The 17,585-nt window shown below is 53.1% G+C and carries 12 protein-coding genes and 1 pseudogene; 8 read left to right on the top strand and 5 right to left on the bottom strand.

Annotated features, from left to right (window positions below; genetic code table 11):
- Nucleotides 1-36: 36 nt before the first annotated feature.
- The 3 genes from Pla144_RS25385 to Pla144_RS20075 form a co-directional block, all read right to left on the bottom strand.
- Nucleotides 37-288, bottom strand: coding sequence for a phosphatase PAP2 family protein (locus Pla144_RS25385; RefSeq protein WP_197530854.1), 252 nt, complete (start codon nt 286-288; stop codon nt 37-39).
- Nucleotides 273-722, bottom strand: a complete 450-nt coding sequence (locus Pla144_RS25390) for a hypothetical protein (RefSeq protein ID WP_197530855.1) — start codon at nt 720-722, stop codon at nt 273-275. The genes Pla144_RS25385 and Pla144_RS25390 overlap by 16 nt, the downstream gene beginning before the upstream one ends.
- Before the next feature lie 212 nt (nt 723-934).
- Complete coding sequence (locus tag Pla144_RS20075) at nt 935-1,906, bottom strand: hypothetical protein (RefSeq protein WP_146452494.1); 972 nt, start codon at nt 1,904-1,906, stop codon at nt 935-937.
- A 344-nt stretch (nt 1,907-2,250) separates the two neighbouring features.
- Here Pla144_RS20075 and Pla144_RS20080 point away from each other — a divergent pair, with 344 nt between their 5' ends.
- Nucleotides 2,251-2,586, top strand: coding sequence for a hypothetical protein (locus Pla144_RS20080; RefSeq protein WP_197530856.1), 336 nt, complete (start codon nt 2,251-2,253; stop codon nt 2,584-2,586).
- A gap of 92 nt (nt 2,587-2,678) precedes the next feature.
- Here the strand turns inward: Pla144_RS20080 and Pla144_RS20085 are convergent, their stop codons facing one another.
- Nucleotides 2,679-4,142: a TolC family protein gene (locus Pla144_RS20085; protein WP_146452496.1), complete on the bottom strand. Its 1,464-nt coding sequence runs from the start codon at nt 4,140-4,142 to the stop codon at nt 2,679-2,681.
- Between the two features lie 356 nt (nt 4,143-4,498).
- Here Pla144_RS20085 and Pla144_RS20090 point away from each other — a divergent pair, with 356 nt between their 5' ends.
- The 6 genes and pseudogenes from Pla144_RS20090 to Pla144_RS20115 all read left to right on the top strand — a co-directional run bounded on the left by Pla144_RS20090 (nt 4,499) and on the right by Pla144_RS20115 (nt 15,790).
- Nucleotides 4,499-4,753 (top strand): hypothetical protein, encoded by a 255-nt coding sequence (locus tag Pla144_RS20090; RefSeq protein ID WP_146452497.1) that lies wholly within the window; start codon nt 4,499-4,501, stop codon nt 4,751-4,753.
- Between the two features lie 322 nt (nt 4,754-5,075).
- Nucleotides 5,076-6,464, top strand: a pseudogene (locus Pla144_RS20095) (efflux RND transporter periplasmic adaptor subunit); the annotation flags it as partial.
- A 90-nt stretch (nt 6,465-6,554) separates the two neighbouring features.
- Nucleotides 6,555-6,944, top strand: a complete 390-nt coding sequence (locus tag Pla144_RS20100) for a four helix bundle protein (protein WP_146452499.1) — start codon at nt 6,555-6,557, stop codon at nt 6,942-6,944.
- Nucleotides 6,945-7,004: 60 nt separating this feature from the next.
- Nucleotides 7,005-10,520 carry an efflux RND transporter permease subunit gene (locus tag Pla144_RS20105; protein ID WP_146452500.1) on the top strand — a complete coding sequence of 1,172 codons (3,516 nt, stop codon included), beginning with the start codon at nt 7,005-7,007 and terminating at the stop codon, nt 10,518-10,520.
- A 40-nt stretch (nt 10,521-10,560) separates the two neighbouring features.
- Entirely contained in the window at nt 10,561-11,433 is an 873-nt protein-coding gene (locus tag Pla144_RS25190; RefSeq protein WP_231936459.1) for a hypothetical protein, read from the top strand.
- 868 nt (nt 11,434-12,301) lie between these two features.
- On the top strand, nt 12,302-15,790 hold the full coding sequence (locus Pla144_RS20115; RefSeq protein WP_146452501.1) for a CotH kinase family protein: 3,489 nt from the start codon (nt 12,302-12,304) through the stop codon (nt 15,788-15,790).
- On the opposite strand, the gene lpxK is transcribed toward Pla144_RS20115, so the two are convergent.
- Nucleotides 15,787-16,860, bottom strand: a complete 1,074-nt coding sequence (gene lpxK / locus Pla144_RS20120; RefSeq protein WP_146452502.1) for a tetraacyldisaccharide 4'-kinase — start codon at nt 16,858-16,860, stop codon at nt 15,787-15,789. The genes Pla144_RS20115 and lpxK overlap by 4 nt on opposite strands.
- A 222-nt stretch (nt 16,861-17,082) precedes the next feature.
- Here lpxK and Pla144_RS20125 point away from each other — a divergent pair, with 222 nt between their 5' ends.
- Nucleotides 17,083-17,295 carry a hypothetical protein gene (locus Pla144_RS20125; protein ID WP_146452503.1) on the top strand — a complete coding sequence of 71 codons (213 nt, stop codon included), beginning with the start codon at nt 17,083-17,085 and terminating at the stop codon, nt 17,293-17,295.
- Nucleotides 17,296-17,585 lie beyond the last annotated feature (290 nt).

Below are 17,585 nucleotides of genomic sequence, written 5' to 3' on the forward strand. Positions count from 1 at the left end.
CCCCGATTAATTTCCCGCAATATCCTCCGTCGACTGCTACTCTGTTTCCACCTTGTGCCGCTGCTGCAGCCAGCGGGCGACCAACCAGCACAACAGTGCCCAGACCAGTCCCGCAATCCAACCGGCCAACACATCGGTGGGGTAATGCACGCCCAGGTAGACCCGACTGATCCCTACGATTAAGGAAAGCAACACAGCGATCGCAAGTACATAGAACTTGAGACTTCTGCGTTGGATGCTCGCTGCCAACAGCGAGCCCAGCGTCAAGTAGACTACAGCCGAGAGCATGGAGTGTCCGCTCGGAAACTGCTCGTTACGACGTGAGAGAGATGCGGCACGACCTCGGGACGCGGACGACCAACGGCATGCTTGAGTGCCAGGGCCATCACGACACCACTCCCGGTAGCCGCCAACAGGAACACCAGCATGCGGAATTTGCGATCTAGCCAGAGATAGCCTACGACCACCAGGATGAACAGTGTCAATGCCCCAGCACCACCTAAAGCAGTGGCATCGCGTCCCATCTCCTGCAACCAAGCGGGCCCGATCGGCGTGGCAGGATCGTCCGACTTGCGCAAGGCGCGCACAATCCAAACATCGAATGCTTGAGTATCCCCTTCCAAGACTTCGTCAGCAATCTTAATGAAACCCCAGGTTCCACAAGCTAGAATAAGTAGCAGCAATAGCACCACCGGCTCACGACCGCTTACCCAGTGAACCATTCGATGTATCGCAGCTCGAAGTTTGGAGATCATACTTCGACAGTAAGCCTATGGGGTAAAGTGAGAAAGTCCATGCGCGGAAAGCAATCCTTTCACAAGTATAACAAATTGAGTGCAGGCTCCGGGATTCCGCGTCACCTCCCCCGTTTAGCCGCTACCCTCTCCGCACCGAGCAGCTTTCTCCGACAATCGCCGAAGTCATTTCCTTGCGATCAGAGGACACGAGATCGTGAGTGAAACATAAAGACAACGACAATTGCCGCGAGGTAAATTGAGTGTGGCTCTGGGACCAGCGTAATGAGGATCTTGATTTTTGTAAGAGGTAGCGAGCCCAGGTTGGGGTCGGTAACAATCGTTGGATCCCTTGGCAAATCGCTTGTTTGGTTCATCGTCGTCAAGTCAAATAGAAAGGGCAAACCGTCGCTCAAGACTCCGGTCAACTTGCCCAAAAGGTTTGTGACATCGAAAGGAATCGTCGTGCCGAGCGAGAGTCCGGGAATGTCGACACCGTTGAACTGAGCTTCTTGAACAAATAAGTGCATGCTACTTCCGGGCAAAGCAGTGAAAAAACTCATCGAAGGACCGAAGCCAACCGTGCCGCCAGAGAGGTTGAATTCGACCCCATTGGAAATCGCAATGTCACCCATCACTCCACCGGACATATTGATAGTGCCGCCTTCAATAGGGATGAAACTTACATTAATAATTCCTCCGGACATTTTCAGAGTTGAGCCTGACATGTTGCCCAGAAGAGTGATTTCTCCATCCAACAGATTGATGTTGCTGTCAAGAGAAGCTAGTTCGGTACCAACCCTGCCACCTATTATCTGAAGAGTAGTTCTTTGAATCACGAGATCACTCAGCAGGCCACCACTACCTAAGGTAATGACAGTGTCTCGCGCGAAAACTGGTGTTGAGACGCTTCCACCGAGCACGTTTAAGGTTCCTTCGACATTCGATTCAAATCCGGAGATAGTTCCACTGAACAGATTGACTATAGTGCCCGCCGGAGCGCTAAGAGTGGGAAAGAGATCGACACCTGGGTCGTAGTTGAGAATATCTCCACTGACAAATGTGACGGGCAGCGGATCAGGTGGGACATTGTAGATAACGGCGAAGGCAATCGAATGAGATATTGCAAAACAAACAATGCAAGATGCAACAGAGAGATATTTTGATTTCATGAGGCATTTTCGATTTCTACTCGAAACATTGTTTGTCTAGAGTTGAATGGAAATCATAATGATGCCAACGATTTAGTCATCAAATTGTGAACAATGGACTGCATGTCGAGATGACTGCTATGCACTAGACTATGATAGCCTAAGACTAACGTGGGCGAGATCAAATATGTGCACTTTATAGAAAAATTGGGGAAAGCCATCTCCAATTCCCTGGCACATGATGTAGGAAATATTAATATGCGAAAATTGACTGCATACTTGCAAAACATTGATAAGCAATCGCTCACGGCGAGGAAGTGCCTACCGACGCGGATCCCAACATACCGTCTTGGAGATAGAATGCCGTGTGGATGACCCTTGTGCGAGGAATAATCGCTGGTGTCGTGGTGATCGGCGTCACGGAGTTATCGCGGCGGTATCCCCGTGCGGGAGCGCTGTTGTTGACGCTTCCCTTGGTGAGCATCCTCGCCTTTATTATGGCGTGGACCAAGCATCAAGACCTGCCCGCCGTGTCACGCCTTGCTAAAGAGACGTTGGTCCTCGTGCCGTTGGGTTTACCGTTTTTTGTTCCGCTCGCATTTGCCGAAAGGCTCAACCTTGGCTTCTGGCCCGCATTCAGCCTGGGCACACTGTTGGCATCCATCACGATCGGGTTATGGCTGTGGCTAGGACCCAGGTAGGAATTAGGGAATGGGGGAATTTAGGAATAGGGGATCGAAGCTAGAAGCATAATTCCTCCCATTCCCCCATTCCTCAATTCCCCCCATTGCTTCTACTGCTCATCGACGATCACCTCACATCCGACAGCTCGATGTAATTGAGCCATTGTCCCGGCGAGCGTTGCCTGGGCGCGCACTACTTGCAACTCGAACATCAAGACTTCAGTAAAACCACTGGCGACTTCCCCAAAGTCCACTTGGCGACCGCGATATTCGGCCGAGGCAAGTTGCAAGGCCCGTTTGGCGCGAGGGAGGATGCGATGGTGATAAAGCCGCAATTGCTCATCGGCTGCGTAGGCTTGTTCACTCAGGCGGCGGATTTGGCGAAACGCATCGTCGCGGGCGTCCGTAAAATCTCGATTCGATGCAGCAACCTCAGCCGACGCCTCGCGGATGGCGGCGTTGATCCGGTCTCGCCAAATCGGCAGCGTGATTCCCACCATGAAGTTGACGTTGTCGTGGCCATTGGCAACCGGTGAGATGGCGGCAGACTCCGTGATCGTCTGCCAACCGGCACCCAATATTATGTCAGGATATTTTCCCAAGCAGGCCAACTCTTGTTTTTGCCTATCGCGCGAAACCGCCCAGCGGCGTTCACGCAAGCGAGGACTGCACTCCTGGGCGGCGGCGAAGAGGGCGTCGAGACGCTCGGGGACTTGGCCCGTATCAATTTCGGCAGTTGGTTCGATGCCCATCATTCCCGGTTGTTGGACAAGCGCCGCGAGATCGGCTTGGGCGACGGCTTTCTGGCGGCGGAGTTCGATCCGACGATTATCTAATGCGTCGAGTTGCAGCTGGGCGCGGAGGATATCCTGCTGGCTGCCACCGGCGGCATTACGGGCCTCGGCCAGATTCACCAGTTCGGCAGCGATCTGGCGATTGTCATCGGTAATCTTGAGGGCTCGGTCGGCAAACCATAGTTCGTAGTAAGCGAGTCGCACCATTTCTTCGACTTCCAGTTCGGCCTCGGCCAACTTGGCGGCAGCGATTTGCGTCTCACGATCCGCGATTGCACCTTTCGTCCAACGCTTCTCCGGCCAAGGATATTTTTGCGCGAGCGAAAGTGTGTTCCCGGCGCGGCCACCAGCGGTTTGCAAAGCCTGATCGGAGATGGGATAGAAGTTATTCGAGAGCAGCGGGTCTTCGAGCGATTCGGCTTGAGGTACTCGGTTAGCGGCAGCGGCGACTCTTGCCCGGGCAGCTCGGATACGCGGATGACCAGAGACCGCGATTCCTACGAAGTATTCAACGGACTGTCCGCCGACAAAGTCAGGTTCTTCGGGAGTAGGAGTGGCGATATCTTCAGCGAGCGGAAGCGGATTCACCACGCCATTGTCTTCAGGCGTTGATTCATGCTGAACAAGTGCTATTGATTCGCCGACTGGCGAGGGACTATCGGCAACCGTGGCCGGCCTGTTTGGCAACTGCCGACAGCTGAGGGTGCTGACCAAGGACAGCGCACTTAGCAGCAAAATAGCCGCACTTATTGCCGTAATTCGTGGGTTCTCAGGACGCACAATCCCCTCACTGTCGCACACGAAGGCCGTAAATGGACTAATCTTGAAATAGTCGGGCTTGCCGACGATAATACCTCTAGGTGGTATTCCCTTTTATCAATCGACTTATCCCTGTGCTTAAATCCCGATCAATCCGATTAGCCGTTAATCTCTGTGTGACCGGAGCGCTCTTGTTGCCAGGCAATAGCTACGGTGGGACGCTAGCATTCACGTGCGATTCTAATGCTAGCATGTCGGTGAAGTGCGAAGGTTGCGGACATTGCACTGTGAGTGCGCCGGGTGAGCAATGCAGATGTTGCTGCAAGAAGCCAACTTCCTCGGTTCATGAGGGCAGCTGTCACACTTCTCACACTGCCGTGAACTCTAAGAGATCGGTCCGCGTCGAGGGCCAAGGAGTTTGCCTCTGCACGGCTGATCAGCAGCCGATCGTTCCTGCAACTCCGAACCGCACAACCATCGAACAACTCGTTCAGGTTCGGCTGATTGCACCAGCGAACCAGTTTGCCTCAGTGATTGACTCGCTAATTGCCCAGACTGCGGAGCATGAGATTGCTCCATCTTCTCTGCTGCCGCGCGACTCTCAGCGGCTATTTTGTGTTTGGCGCATTTGATGCCTAACGCTCCCGGTACGCGCACTTTTAACAACTGCTAGTTATGTGGGTTTGCGCGTCGTATCCGCTTTCGCGTCTATTGTCTCGCCGTCTGCATTCACCGTTTCTGCGAAGTAATAGTATGGAACCTGCTCATAAATCTAAGCCCGTATTGAATCGACAGTGGTTAAGGCGAATTGGATTCCAATGTCTGGCTGTGTTGGCGACACTAATCGTCGGCATCGTGCTGATAGGCTTTGCCCAGCGAGTTGGCTGGCTAAGAGGTGCAGATAGCGAATCGGTTGCTTCGCCTGATAGTACCACAACTGAGTACACCTGTCCGATGCATCCGGAGATTCGCCAGGATGCGCCGGGTAAGTGCCCGATCTGTGGAATGCCGCTCGTACCGGTGGCTACATCGCCCGCTGAGCACGATCATCCAGAGCGCACATCAGAAACTGCTGCGGACGAGGCACAGTACATCTGTCCAATGATGTGTACGCCGCCCCACAGTGAACCGGGCAAGTGCCCTGTCTGTGCGATGCCACTGGTGAAGGCTGACATTGGGGGCGGTGGAGGTGAGCGGTCGGTTGCGATCGATTCATACGCACGCCGCATACTTGGAATTCGCACCGCGAAAGCCGGATCAGGAGAAGTATTTCGTACCATTCGCACCGTAGGTGAGATCGCCTACGATGAAGAAAGAGTCGCTACTATCGCGGCTTACGTCGACGGTCGAATCGAAGAGATGTTTGCCGAGTATATCGGAGTTAAGGTTGCTAAAGGGGACGACCTTGCTGTGCTCTACAGCCCACAGCTTTACTCGGCCCAAGTGGAATACCTCTCCACTCGTCAGACCCCTGCACTCAATGCGCTCACCGGCGACAGTGATCGCCTGAACGATGTGGCAGAGGACAATCTGTCGGAATTCGGCATGAGTAAATCGCAGATCGACGCACTCCGCTCTACTAGTAAAGCGCAGAAACGTTTGCCGATTGCCTCGCCCATCGGCGGGACGGTCATCGAGAAGCACAAGGTCGAAGGAGACTATGTCAAGACTGGTGAGGCCATCTATCGTGTGGCCGACCTTTCGACCGTGTGGTTGATGCTAGAGCTTTATCCCAGTGACGCCTCAGCGGTTCGCTTCGGGCAGCAAGTGGAAGCCGAGATTCAATCGCTCCCTGGCGAAATTTACACGGGCCGCATCGCGTTCATCGACCCGATGGTTGATCCGATGACACGCACGGTCGATGTGCGCGTGGAAATGACCAACTTTGACGGACGTCTCAAGCCGGGCGACTACGCCACAGCAACGATTCGTGTGCCCGCCGTTCCTCGCGAGAAAGTGTACGACCCTGCACTGGCCGGGAAGTGGATCAGCCCGATGCATCCGCAGATCATCCGCAGCGAACCTGGTCAGTGCCCAATCTGTGGCATGAATCTCGTTCCAACGAGCGAGTTGGGCTTCGTCGACGAGCCACTTCCTGAGCAGGAAGTAGTCAGCGTGCCCAGAAGTGCTGTCCTCATGGCTGGTGATAACTCGGTTGTATACGTGGAAACCGAACCGGGCGTGTTCGAGATTCGCAAAGTGACACTTGGACAGATGACTGACGAACAAGCCGTCATCCTGGACGGAATCTCAGCCGGCGAAACCGTAGCGACCGACGGCAATTTTCTCATCGATTCGCAAATGCAACTCGGCGGAAAGCCGTCTCTGCTAGACCCTAGTCGAGGCGAAGGGAATGGAAGGAATTAAGGGATGGGAGAATGCAGGAATGGGGGAATGTTTCAGCTTTAATTTTTGATGGAGGAGGAATGAAAAATGGGCACTGGTTATCGAAAACATACCGAATTGCCGGTTTACCAATTGGGTTTCTCTTTGGCTAGCACAGTATTCGAGATGTCACGCAGTTTTCCCAAAGAAGAAACCTACTCCCTCACAGATCAAGTGCGACGATCTTCTCGCAGCGTATGCGCCAATGTTGCAGAAGCATGGCGGAAACGCCGCTATCGAGCCGCTTTTATAAGCAAGCTGAGTGACGCGGAAGCAGAAGCCGCTGAAACTCAAGTCTGGTTGCAATTTGCTGTCGAATGCGACTACACAGATCGCGATTCCGCAGCATACCTCTATGCGAAATATGACGAGGTACTATCCCAAATCATTTTCTTGATCCACAACGCCGATCAGTGGGTTCTTCAGGATATTCGTTAACTACCAAAAAAATAGATTTTCCCCCATTCCCTAATTCCTGCATTCCCCCATTTCTTCATCATGCTCACTAAACTCGTTCAATTCTGCGTCAAGGAAGCCGCACTTGTTGTATTGCTGACAGTTGGGCTGGTTCTCTACGGCTGGTATTGCTACCGGACCGTGCCGATTGATGCGATTCCGAACATTGGTGAAAACCAGGTAATCGTGCTCACCCCTTGGCCGGGGCGGTCACCAAAAGACATTGAGGATCAGGTTACGTATCCACTGAGTGTGTCATTGCTCGCCGTACCTGGGGCGGAGAGTGTTCGTGGCAAGAGCATGTTTGGTTACTCATTCGTGCAGGTCACGTTCAAAGATAGTGTCGATTTCTACTGGGCCCGCAGCCGAGTCTCCGAACAACTCGGCTCAGTGGCCGCGCAGTTGCCCGATGGAGTAACACCGCAACTAGGACCTGACGCCACGGGACTGGGCCAGGTGTTTTATTACGTGCTCATCCCGCCGAAAGAGGGAATGAATCTGGCAGAACTTCGCTCGCTCCAAGACTTCGTCGTCAAGTACGAACTTCAGGCGGTCGAAGGGGTCAGCGAAGTCGCCTCCATCGGAGGCTATGTCCGGCAATACCAGATCGAGGTGGATCCAGACAAGTTGCGTTTCCACAAAGTGCCGCTCGACCGCTTGATGATGGCGGTCAAAAGTTCGAATGTCGATGTGGGGGCCAAGACGATCGAGTCGACGGGGATGGAATTCATCGTGCGCGGCAAGGGCTTCCTGGGGACGGGGGGCGACCATGCCCAGGCAATCCGTGACATAGAAGAAACTGTCATCAGCGAGATTGGGGGGGTGCCGCTGCGAATCAAAGATGTGGCTCGTGTGCAGCTTGGCCCTGATTTTCGGCGAGGAGCGATCGACTACAACGGTGGGGAGGCGGTCGGAGGTGTCGTGGTGATGCGCTATGGTGAGAATCCCCGCGCAGTGATCGATCGAGTTAAAGAACGTATTCACGAGATCACACCCTCGCTGGGTGGCGTGACGATCAAAGCAGTTTACGACCGTACCGGTCTAATCGACGAGACCGTCGGTACGCTCACGGCAGCCCTGCAAGAAGAAATCGTCATTACTGCTGTAGTGATCTTGCTGTTTCTCTTGCATATCCGGAGCAGTTTTATTGTGGCCGTTACCCTCCCAGTGGCTGTGCTCCTTTCGTTTGTCGCCATGAAGACATTTGGTGTCGATGCAAATATTATGTCGCTTGCCGGCATCGCTATCGCCATCGGCACGATGGTTGATATGGGGATTATTGTTTCCGAGAACATTTATCAACACCTTGCGGATTGGGAAAAAGAAGGATCGCCAGGAGGCACTGAACGAAGAAGCTCACTAATTGCCGATGCTGCCACGGAAGTCGCGCCGGCCGTTGTCACGGCGGTGACCACCACTATTGTCAGCTTCTTACCGGTGTTTTTTCTTACGGGCCGTGATTACAAGCTCTTTAGCCCCCTGGCTTGGACGAAGACATTTGCTATCGCATCTGCACTCGTGGTGGCGATCACGCTCGTGCCGGCCCTCTGTCGAATTATGCTCCGCAGTGCTAATTGGCCACGCAAGGCTAGTGCAGTAGCTGCACTCTTGGGCGGGTCACTGGCTGGATTGCTCGTCTACTTCCTGTGGGCGGATGCGATCCAGGAAGCCTACAATTTGCCCCGCTCGATTTCGACCTTCGTAGCAGCATTACTGGGTGCAGGTGCTGGTTGGCTGCTCACTCGCGAACGGGTAAGGCCCATTGAAGAAAGTCTGGTGAGTCGCTCGATTGTCCGCGCCTACGTTCCCATGCTGAGTCTTTTCTTGCGTCACAAGATCGCTTTCCTCCTATTGCCGATTAGCATTTGTATTGTTGGCCTCGGTGGCTGGTTTGGACTCCCGACCGTGCTGAAGCCTGCCGAGCGGTTCGTCGAGTGGCTTGGCGTGAGACCAAATGAGCTTCCTGGCTACGTCAATCTGAAACATACATTCACCGGACTGGAAACCGACGACTGGATTGCACTCGACGAAGGGAGTTGGTTCTACATGCCGACTCTCTACCCGGCCGCAAGCTTCAGTCAGGCGATGCAGGTACTGCAAGCTCAGGACGTATTAATCCATCAGATCCCGGAAGTACAAGTCGTACTGGGAAAAATTGGCCGTGTCGAATCTGCCCTCGATCCGGCCCCCGCGGCGATGGTCGAAACCTATGTCATGCTCAAACCAAAAGCAGAATGGCGTGAGGGGATCACACCTAGCGATGTGTGGGATGAGATCAACGCCGTTGCTACGTTGCCCGGCGTGACTCCTGCCAGCCCGCTCCAGCCGATCGAAGGTCGAGTTGTGATGCTGCAAAGCGGCATCAAAGCCCCTATGGCGATCCGCATTTACGGCGACAAACTGAGCGAACTAGCCGAAGCAGCGATCTCGGTCGCAGCTCACCTAAAAGAGTCACCCTATGTCAACGCCGGCACGGTGAACCCCGACATTGTCTTGGGTAAGCCATATGTCGAATTCACTGTCAACCGCGAGGCAGCTGCTCGCTACGGGATGACCGTGCAAATGGTCAACGAAGTGGTTGAGACAGCACTGGGCGGGATGAATCTTATTAAAACGGTCGAAGGACGCGAGCGCTATCCGGTTAGGCTCCGTTATCGGCGTGACCTGCGAGAACGCATTGATCAACTTGCCCGACTACCCATTGTCACCCATAGCGGCGCTGTCGTGCCGCTCGAAGAATTGGCCACGTTGGAAACAACTTGGGGACCCGGAGCGATCAATAGCGAAAACGCTCGGCTCGTGGCTCATGTAGCTTTTGCCTCAAGTGGCATCAACGGCGATTTGGAATCAGTCTCTGCCATCGAAAAATCGCTCCGCGCGGCGCAAGCATTGCCAGCAGAAGATCCTAATCGGCTCGATTTACCTGCTGGATACTCCCTCGAAGCTGTTGGCAGTTTTACCAATCAAATCGAAGCGAATCAGAGACTTATGTGGCTCGTACCCTTGGTGGTGCTGATCAATCTCTTGATCATATACATGCAGTTTCGACACTGGCCGATTACGCTTGCGGTCTTCGCGGGAATCCCTGTAGCATTCGCCGGCGGGATGATTCTGCTCGCCATCTACGGAACGGAGATGAACACTGCCGTCTGGGTCGGCTTCATCGCACTATTCGGCATCGCGGTCGACGACGGCGTGGTAATCGCGACCTATCTCGATCAAATCTTCACTCGACTCAAACTTAACAGTGTAGAAGACATTCGCTTCGCTACCATCGAAGCCGGCAAGCGTCGGATTCGACCTTGCTTGATGACCACCGCAACTACTGTACTGGCACTGCTGCCGGTGCTGATGTCGACAGGTCGCGGAGCGGACGTGGCCCGCGCGATGGCACTACCCGTATTTGGCGGAATGATTACAGAGCTGATTACACTATTTGTCGTGCCTGTCGTTTTCTGCGGCTATAAAGAGTTCAAGATGAGGATGGGACTCGCCGACCGCCATTGGGCGGGTGTGGAAACCGCGGGCTCCACCACAGACCTATTACCTACCGTTTGATTCGAGGAGTTTCTTAGTGTTTCACAAAAGGATGTTTGAGATGTTGATTCGAAACCTAACCCTAGTATTTGCCACCATGGCGGTGGTTACTTTCCATGCCAACGCCCAAGAGGTTCATAAGTACCCGGCAAACATAGCGCCAAAAACAACTTTGCACGGCGGCATGTTGCATAAAGTGGGGACGCTTCAAGTGGAGTCCGTGGTCAATGCCGGCGGTTTGCACTTGTTTGCCTACGACCAGCAAGGAAAACCGCTTGATCTTCGCTCCGCGCGAGGACTGGCAACGCTCAAATCGCCAGGAAGTGCAAAACGGTATCGCTACGACCTCTTCCCTGAGACCCGCAAAGACAAGTCAGCGGATAGTCTCGTCGTAGCGACCGACCTCTCGCAGTTTACCGGCCAGCAGGTAGAACTAGCGGTTCAACTGATTGGTGTCATTGAAGGTGAGCGTCGACCAGCCGAATTCACCGCAAGTATCATGGTTCCATTGAGTAAATCACAACAAGTTGCAGCGGCCATCGAAGCCCAAGGGGTGTGTCCTGTGAGTGGTGGAAAACTTGGATCGATGGGAGAATCAATTCCCGTCACTGTCGGCGATCAAACCGTGTATGTCTGCTGTGCAGGCTGCGTCGACGCAGTGAAAGAACATCCAGAAAAATACCTGGCCGTAAAACCAACGCTTACCGTCACGCCGACAACCGAAGCAGACGCTGCGGCCATCGCACTGCAAAAGGTCTGTCCAGTCATGGACGAACCACTCGGCGGAATGGGAACGCCTTATAAGACCGTAGTTGAGGGCCGGGTCATTTATCTATGCTGTCCTGGCTGCGCTAAGTTGCTCCATGCCAATCCGACTGAATATCTTGCCAAGCTGGCGGACCAAGGAGTTGTTCCGCCCCTTGTGAGGCAGTGATAATGGCTTCTCAACGAATCGCGATGGCGATTGATGAAACTGTGATGTGAATCGTGATCAAGCATTGAAGTCCGATTCCAGTTCTCCAACACTCACGGGGCTGGATGGAGCATTGAGCCGCCTTAAAATGCCAGCGGGTGGTGAGTTGCTTGGTGCAGTATTAAACTTTTTTGGGTGAATTAATCGCACAAGACGAAAATTCGCCTGCGCCTCCTGCGGAATTGGTCGACAACTTCCGGCAACGGCTCGGCGATTGCGTGACAGAAGACGAATCTGGCCAACATTGACTCTCGATCACGCTTCCTAATCGACAAGCTTTCGACAATCTCGCAGGTACGCTTGCACGGCTACTGGCAACGCAAAGCTCAGACGGCGAGCCGAGAACGTAAGTGCCCCGAGCCTGTTTTCGAACACCATGATTTCTACCAACCAAAAGACTGATTTGAGCGGTCCATTGTGGATATCACCGGCATTGCGGGAGAAGTCAACTGATTGCTTGAAACCTGGGTCTCACTATCGCGTTTTTGTGGGATCGTACTCTCTTAAAATACCAATCTGGCGACTCCTTTGCTACAATGGGATGAATGGCGCAGGCCACTAATGCCTTGGTCGTCAGGAAAGGGCGATCGCATTCCCTTTAGACCAAGGCATTCTGGGGCCGAAATGCTCCAAGGAGGTCTTGCGGCTTGCTGGGCTTGCTTGCAGCAATTCGGCACATACCAACTTGAGCCATCCGCTACACCTTTTCTGATGAAAAAATAGGGCGAGACATAAGTTCTGCCATCTACTACTAATTGGCCTGTAGTGCATCAACTCGATACCTTTGACTTAGCACATGTTCCCTTGACGAAACAACTAGAGAAGTAAGATGTTACTCAGCAATAACTCACAAAAGACTGTTCGCCGTGGACGATCACTTGCTTTTGAGCCACTGGAAGCACGGATTGCGCTCGATGCCTCGATGTTGCGGATTACCGAATTCATGGCCTCGAATGATGGCACTCTCGACGACTACGATGGTGATTCCTCTGACTGGCTGGAAATCTACAATGCAGGAATTGACGAAGTTGACTTGTCGGGAATGTATCTTACTGACAAGGCAACTAACCTCACGAAGTGGGCTTTTCCTTCAGGGGAGACAATCGCAGGAGGGGGTTACAGGGTCGTATTCGCCTCGAACAAGGATACGATAAAACCAAATGGCGAATTGCATACTAATTTTGCGATGAGCGCCGGAGGCGAGTATCTGGGGCTGATTGACGTGGATGGAACCACCGTAATCGATGAGTTTTCGCCGGAGTTTCCAGCTCAGTTCACCGACGTCTCCTACGGCGTAGCCGAAATTGCTTCGACGACGACCACGCTCGTAGATAGTTCGACGGAGGTCCAAACGTTTGTGCCCAGCAATGGTCTTTTAGGCACCTCTTGGACAGCGGTCGACTTTTTGCCGGACGCCGGCTGGACAAGTGGCTCGACCATGGGAGTGGGCTATGACACCAATCCTGACTATCTCCCTCTGATCGATACAAATATTGGTGCCCAGATGTTCTCCGAGAATAGTTCTGCCTATATAAGGGCCCAATTTACTCACTCAATGGGGAATTCTGGAAAACTGATGTTGCGGATCAAGTACGACGATGGCTTTGTGGCTTATCTGAATGGCCAACCAATCATAAGCCGCAATGCGCCTGAAAATCCTGCCTGGAACTCTCCAGCTCTTTCGGACCGCTTGGATTCGGTTGCCGTTGATGATGAAGTGATTGACCTCTCGGCATTCACGAGTCTCTTAGTGGAAGGTTCCAATGTATTGGCGATTCACGGCATGAACATCGTCAACACGAGCAGTGATTTTCTCATTGATGCCACTCTCGAACTAACACAAATCACATTTGGCCCTGACCGCTATTTCGTTGAACCGAGTCCAGGAGTATCGAATTATGCAGCTTCGCTCAATACCGCTCCGTTTCTTTCCGAGCTGACCCACGGCGGCGGGATTCCGACCGACAACCAGGACATCGTGGTCACGACCAAGGCACTCCCTCAAGGAGCCGCGATTGCTGAGGTGATGCTGCACTATCGCATCATGTTCGGCTCTGAAGAATCCACTGCCATGTTCGACGACGGGCTGCATGGGGATGGTAGCGCTGACGATGGAGTTTACGGGGCGAGCATTCCGCATACGCTTTCGGATCCCGGTGAAATGGTGCGTTATTACGTGACTGCCATGGATACCCTCGGGGAAAGTTCGAGATTCCCCTTTTTCCTTAGCTCTGATTCCACTGAATATGCAGGCACAGTGATCGCGGATCCAGCAGTCACGTCTCAATTGGCAGTTTACCAGTGGTTTGTGGAAAACCCCAACTGGTTCCGGAATGGCGACGGCACGAACAACTACAATGAGTCGGCCGCGGCTCTGTTTCTTAATGGCGACTTGTACGACAACGTGATAGTTAACACAAAAGGGCGCACCAGCGGACAACATGTTACGCCCAAGTTTGAGTTCACTGCAGCCTCGGACAAGGAATTCGTTTACTCCACGGAGGAAGAATCGGTTAAGAAGTTCGACCTGGCATCCATCTATCAAGATCCTTCCGCCTCGCGTCTGACGCTGGGCTTCGAAGTCTTTCGGGAAGCAGGGTCCAACGCGCCGCTTGCGTTCCCTGTTCATACACGCCTCAACGGCCAGTTTCATCGGCTCTCAATATTCGTGGAGCGCATAAACAAGCCCTTTTTGGAACGCACGGGACTGGATCGAGAGGGTGCTGTGTATAAGGCGGATGGAGTCTATGCTGCTAACAATACCTCTCTGTTACCGGGGGCTGATATCGGGACCTCCGCGGGCATGGAGAAAACCAATCGCGATGACATAGACCCTTCATTTGGTGATTTGCAAGACTTGATTGCAGGGGTATCAACGTCGAATCCTAATCGGCAACAATACTTGTTGGACAACGTCGATCTGCCTGAGCTATTCAACACGTTGGCGATTTACACGATCACCAAGCACTACGATAGCGCCACCCACAATTATTATGTCTATCGGGATAGCGATGGAGACGGCTTATGGAGATTGATTCCTTGGGATATCGACTTGATTTGGGATCGATTGTATGAACCCGTGTTTGGCCGATACTTCAGTGGGCACCCGTTCATTGGGAGTTCCAGTGAGCCAAGCTGGGGCAGTCAATATTGGAACAAGTTGATCGATGCCGTGGTTGATTCTCCGCTCACGCAGGAACTCTACTTACGCCGCTTGCGAACCTTGATGGATCAAATTCTCCAAGCCCCGGGAACGCCACTAGCCAATCGAGTTTTGGAGAATCGGGTAGACACATTAGTCTCAACGCTAACCACTGAAGCCAATGCCACGATCGCGAATTGGGGGACGATTACCGACGCATTTTCCTGGGGGAACCTTACCTCTCTCAATCAAGGTGTCAATCACTTGAAGGATAAATTTAATGATCGGCGGAATTATCTCTATTCGCTGCCAATCATACCTTCGGCGCAACCAGAGGTTTCTAACCTCACGATCGGCGACTTCGACGCAGACCCTGTTTCGGGGAATCAAGGCGAGGAATACATCGAAATTGTGAATCCCAATAACTTCGCGGTCGATATCTCGGGCTGGTCGCTCACCAATGCGGTCGAGCATACATTCGTTCCTGGCAGCGTGATACCTTCGCAAGGTAGTTTGTATGTGGTTCGTGATTTGATTGACTTCCGCGCGCGTACCACGGGTCCCAGCTCTGGGCAGGGGCTGGTTATCCAAGGCAATTACAAAGGGGGGCTTTCTACGACCGGCGAAGTATTGGAACTCCGCAATGATTCAGGTGTTCTCATTGATACCAAAAATATCCCGGCTTATTCGGGAGACTACGACGGAGATGGAGACGTCGATGGACGCGATTTTCTCGTCTGGCAACGATCTTTTGGGACCTCCGCCGTACCGCCTGGCATCGAGGCCGATGGAAATCACGATGGCAATGTCGACGGTTTGGACTTTGAATTGTGGAGCGAAACCTATGGGACGGTTGCTCCTCTTACAGCCAGCGAGCCATTGATCTCGCTAGCATCAGGCAGTGAACAACAGAATTCTCAAGGGTTGTTCCTTTCAAAAAACGTTTGGCTTGACCTTCAACTTCAGACCATCAGCTTGGGGTCAAGCATCGGAAAAAATGAGCCTCTAGAAGATGTGTTCGAAGCATGGGAGGCGGCCCCACAGATTGCAGCAACCAACTCGCTACCTATGGTTGTCCGCAGCAGCCAACGAGAGACTTTGCTCCGCGAAAGCGAAGAGCCAAGTGACGATTATTCACTCGACTTTGACGCTGCGTTTTCTGAGTTTGGGGTCTAGGTGGCGCTCTGCATCTCGGTTAACCGGAGGAGTCGTTCTTCAAATTCTTGTTGCCCGACCAGGAAATCAATCTCGACCCCCACGGCCCACAGCGGAATGCTGCCGAGCGTTGGCACACGTAGCTTAACCAAATCTTTTCGAGTGGTGAGTGCTACTTCCGCTTCTTGCCCCCAGTCGCTGAGCGAAGCAATGTCTGCGCTGGAGTAGTTGTGGTGGTCGGGAAACTCGCGCATGCAAATTAGTTCGCAGTCGAGTGCGTTGAGGGTATGTTGAAATCCTGCCGGGTTACCGATTCCGCAAAAAGCGGCGACCCGTTTACCGGCGGGCATGTTAGAGTCGACCTGCTGGCCATCGCTATTGATGAGTGCAGAAATGCGGTGCCGCACTTCGCACCAGACTGCACGTGGAGCCAAGTCTGCCACACGCGCGCGGATTGTATTGCGTTGGGTTTGGTTCAAGAGGTCTGCTCGACTTAGAATCACGACATCAGCCCGCGCCAGCCCTGAAAGCGGCTCGCGAAGCGTACCGCGCGGGAAGACATGGTCGAAACCGAACGGCTCGGTCGCATCCAAGAGTACGATGTCGAGATCCCGCCTGAGGCGACGATGTTGGAACCCGTCGTCAAGAAGAATTACTTGCGCGGCATGTTCAACGACGGCGACCTTAGCTGCTGCCACGCGATCAGGGTTCTGGATATGGGGCACGCTAGGGAGCGCTAGCTCAAGTTCCAAGGCTTCGTCATTTTGTTTACCTTGCTCGCTGCCATAACCGCGGCTCACGATCACGACCCGCCGTTGCATCTCTCCCACCTTCCGGGCCAACCACTCTACCAGCGGTGTCTTGCCTGTACCGCCAAGGGAAATATTGCCGACGCTCACGACGGGAACCCCTACGGCATAGGACTCGGAGCGACCCGAATCATAGCGGTGATTGCGGTAGTGCATTGCCCAGGAATAAGGAGTCTCAGCCAGACGCAGCGCTCCGCGCAACAGACTGGCGCGAGGACCAGTCTGCCGACCACTTACCAGATTGCGTAATTGCGAGGGTGTTAGCATGAGGGAGCTGAGCAAGACATATAAAATCCCAAAAATTTTGAAAGCGAGAAATAAAAGTCACAGGCTTATGAAAAGAGCTCTATTCATAGCAATGATTTACACTTGATTTAACCGCAAAAAAAGCGGGTCCTTTCTTGCTACCCGGTTATTACGTAAAATACGGATCAAGCGGCGCATGACTAAGTCATTATTTGTCCGACCCTACTGCCGCAGGGGGGGAAGTAAAGGAGTAAATAGATGTTCAAGAAAATCCTACTGTTGGTTGCCGTGGTTGTCGGAATGGCGATTGTAGATACGCCATCTGCTAATGCCTGGGTTTATCGCCGTGTCGTACCGGCTCGTCGCGTGTGGTATGGTCCTCGCCGTTTCTATCGCCCTGTTGTTTATCACCGTCCAGTTTTCGTTCAACCCGCTCCAGTATTTCATGCCCCGGTAGTGTGGGGTTGGTGAGGTGGGAATCCCGAGCAGTTTTCTGAGTCGCTACGGATTCAGTTTACTTGCTCGAATCGATCGGTAAGAGTCGACAAGATTTAAAAAACGCCTGCCAGCGATATACCATGTTGGCAGGCGTTGTTCTTTGTGTTGTCAGGTAAGGTTTATTAACTTCGACTTGGAAGTTCCACTTCGAGCAGTGCTCAGATTGATCGTTCCTTTCGTGTCTTGGATGGCAGCAGTTTCGCAAAAACAAAGTTCAGTAACCTAGCTATTCGCACCTCAACATCAGCCCTAGCCGGAGGACC

This window comes from Bythopirellula polymerisocia (assembly GCF_007860015.1).
GTDB lineage: Bacteria > Planctomycetota > Planctomycetia > Pirellulales > Lacipirellulaceae > Bythopirellula > Bythopirellula polymerisocia.

Excerpts from the sequence above, each read along its gene's own strand:
- Pla144_RS20105 (WP_146452500.1), top strand. The coding sequence starts at position 7,005 with ATGCTCACTAAACTCGTTCAATTCTGCGTCAAGGAAGCCGCACTTGTT.
- Pla144_RS25385 (WP_197530854.1), bottom strand. The coding sequence starts at position 288 with ATGCTCTCGGCTGTAGTCTACTTGACGCTGGGCTCGCTGTTGGCAGCG.
- Pla144_RS25390 (WP_197530855.1), bottom strand. The coding sequence starts at position 722 with ATGGTTCACTGGGTAAGCGGTCGTGAGCCGGTGGTGCTATTGCTGCTA.
- Pla144_RS20115 (WP_146452501.1), top strand. The coding sequence starts at position 12,302 with ATGTTACTCAGCAATAACTCACAAAAGACTGTTCGCCGTGGACGATCA.
- Pla144_RS20075 (WP_146452494.1), bottom strand. The coding sequence starts at position 1,906 with ATGAAATCAAAATATCTCTCTGTTGCATCTTGCATTGTTTGTTTTGCA.
- Pla144_RS20125 (WP_146452503.1), top strand. The coding sequence starts at position 17,083 with ATGTTCAAGAAAATCCTACTGTTGGTTGCCGTGGTTGTCGGAATGGCG.
- Pla144_RS25190 (WP_231936459.1), top strand. The coding sequence starts at position 10,561 with ATGTTGATTCGAAACCTAACCCTAGTATTTGCCACCATGGCGGTGGTT.
- Pla144_RS20100 (WP_146452499.1), top strand. The coding sequence starts at position 6,555 with ATGGGCACTGGTTATCGAAAACATACCGAATTGCCGGTTTACCAATTG.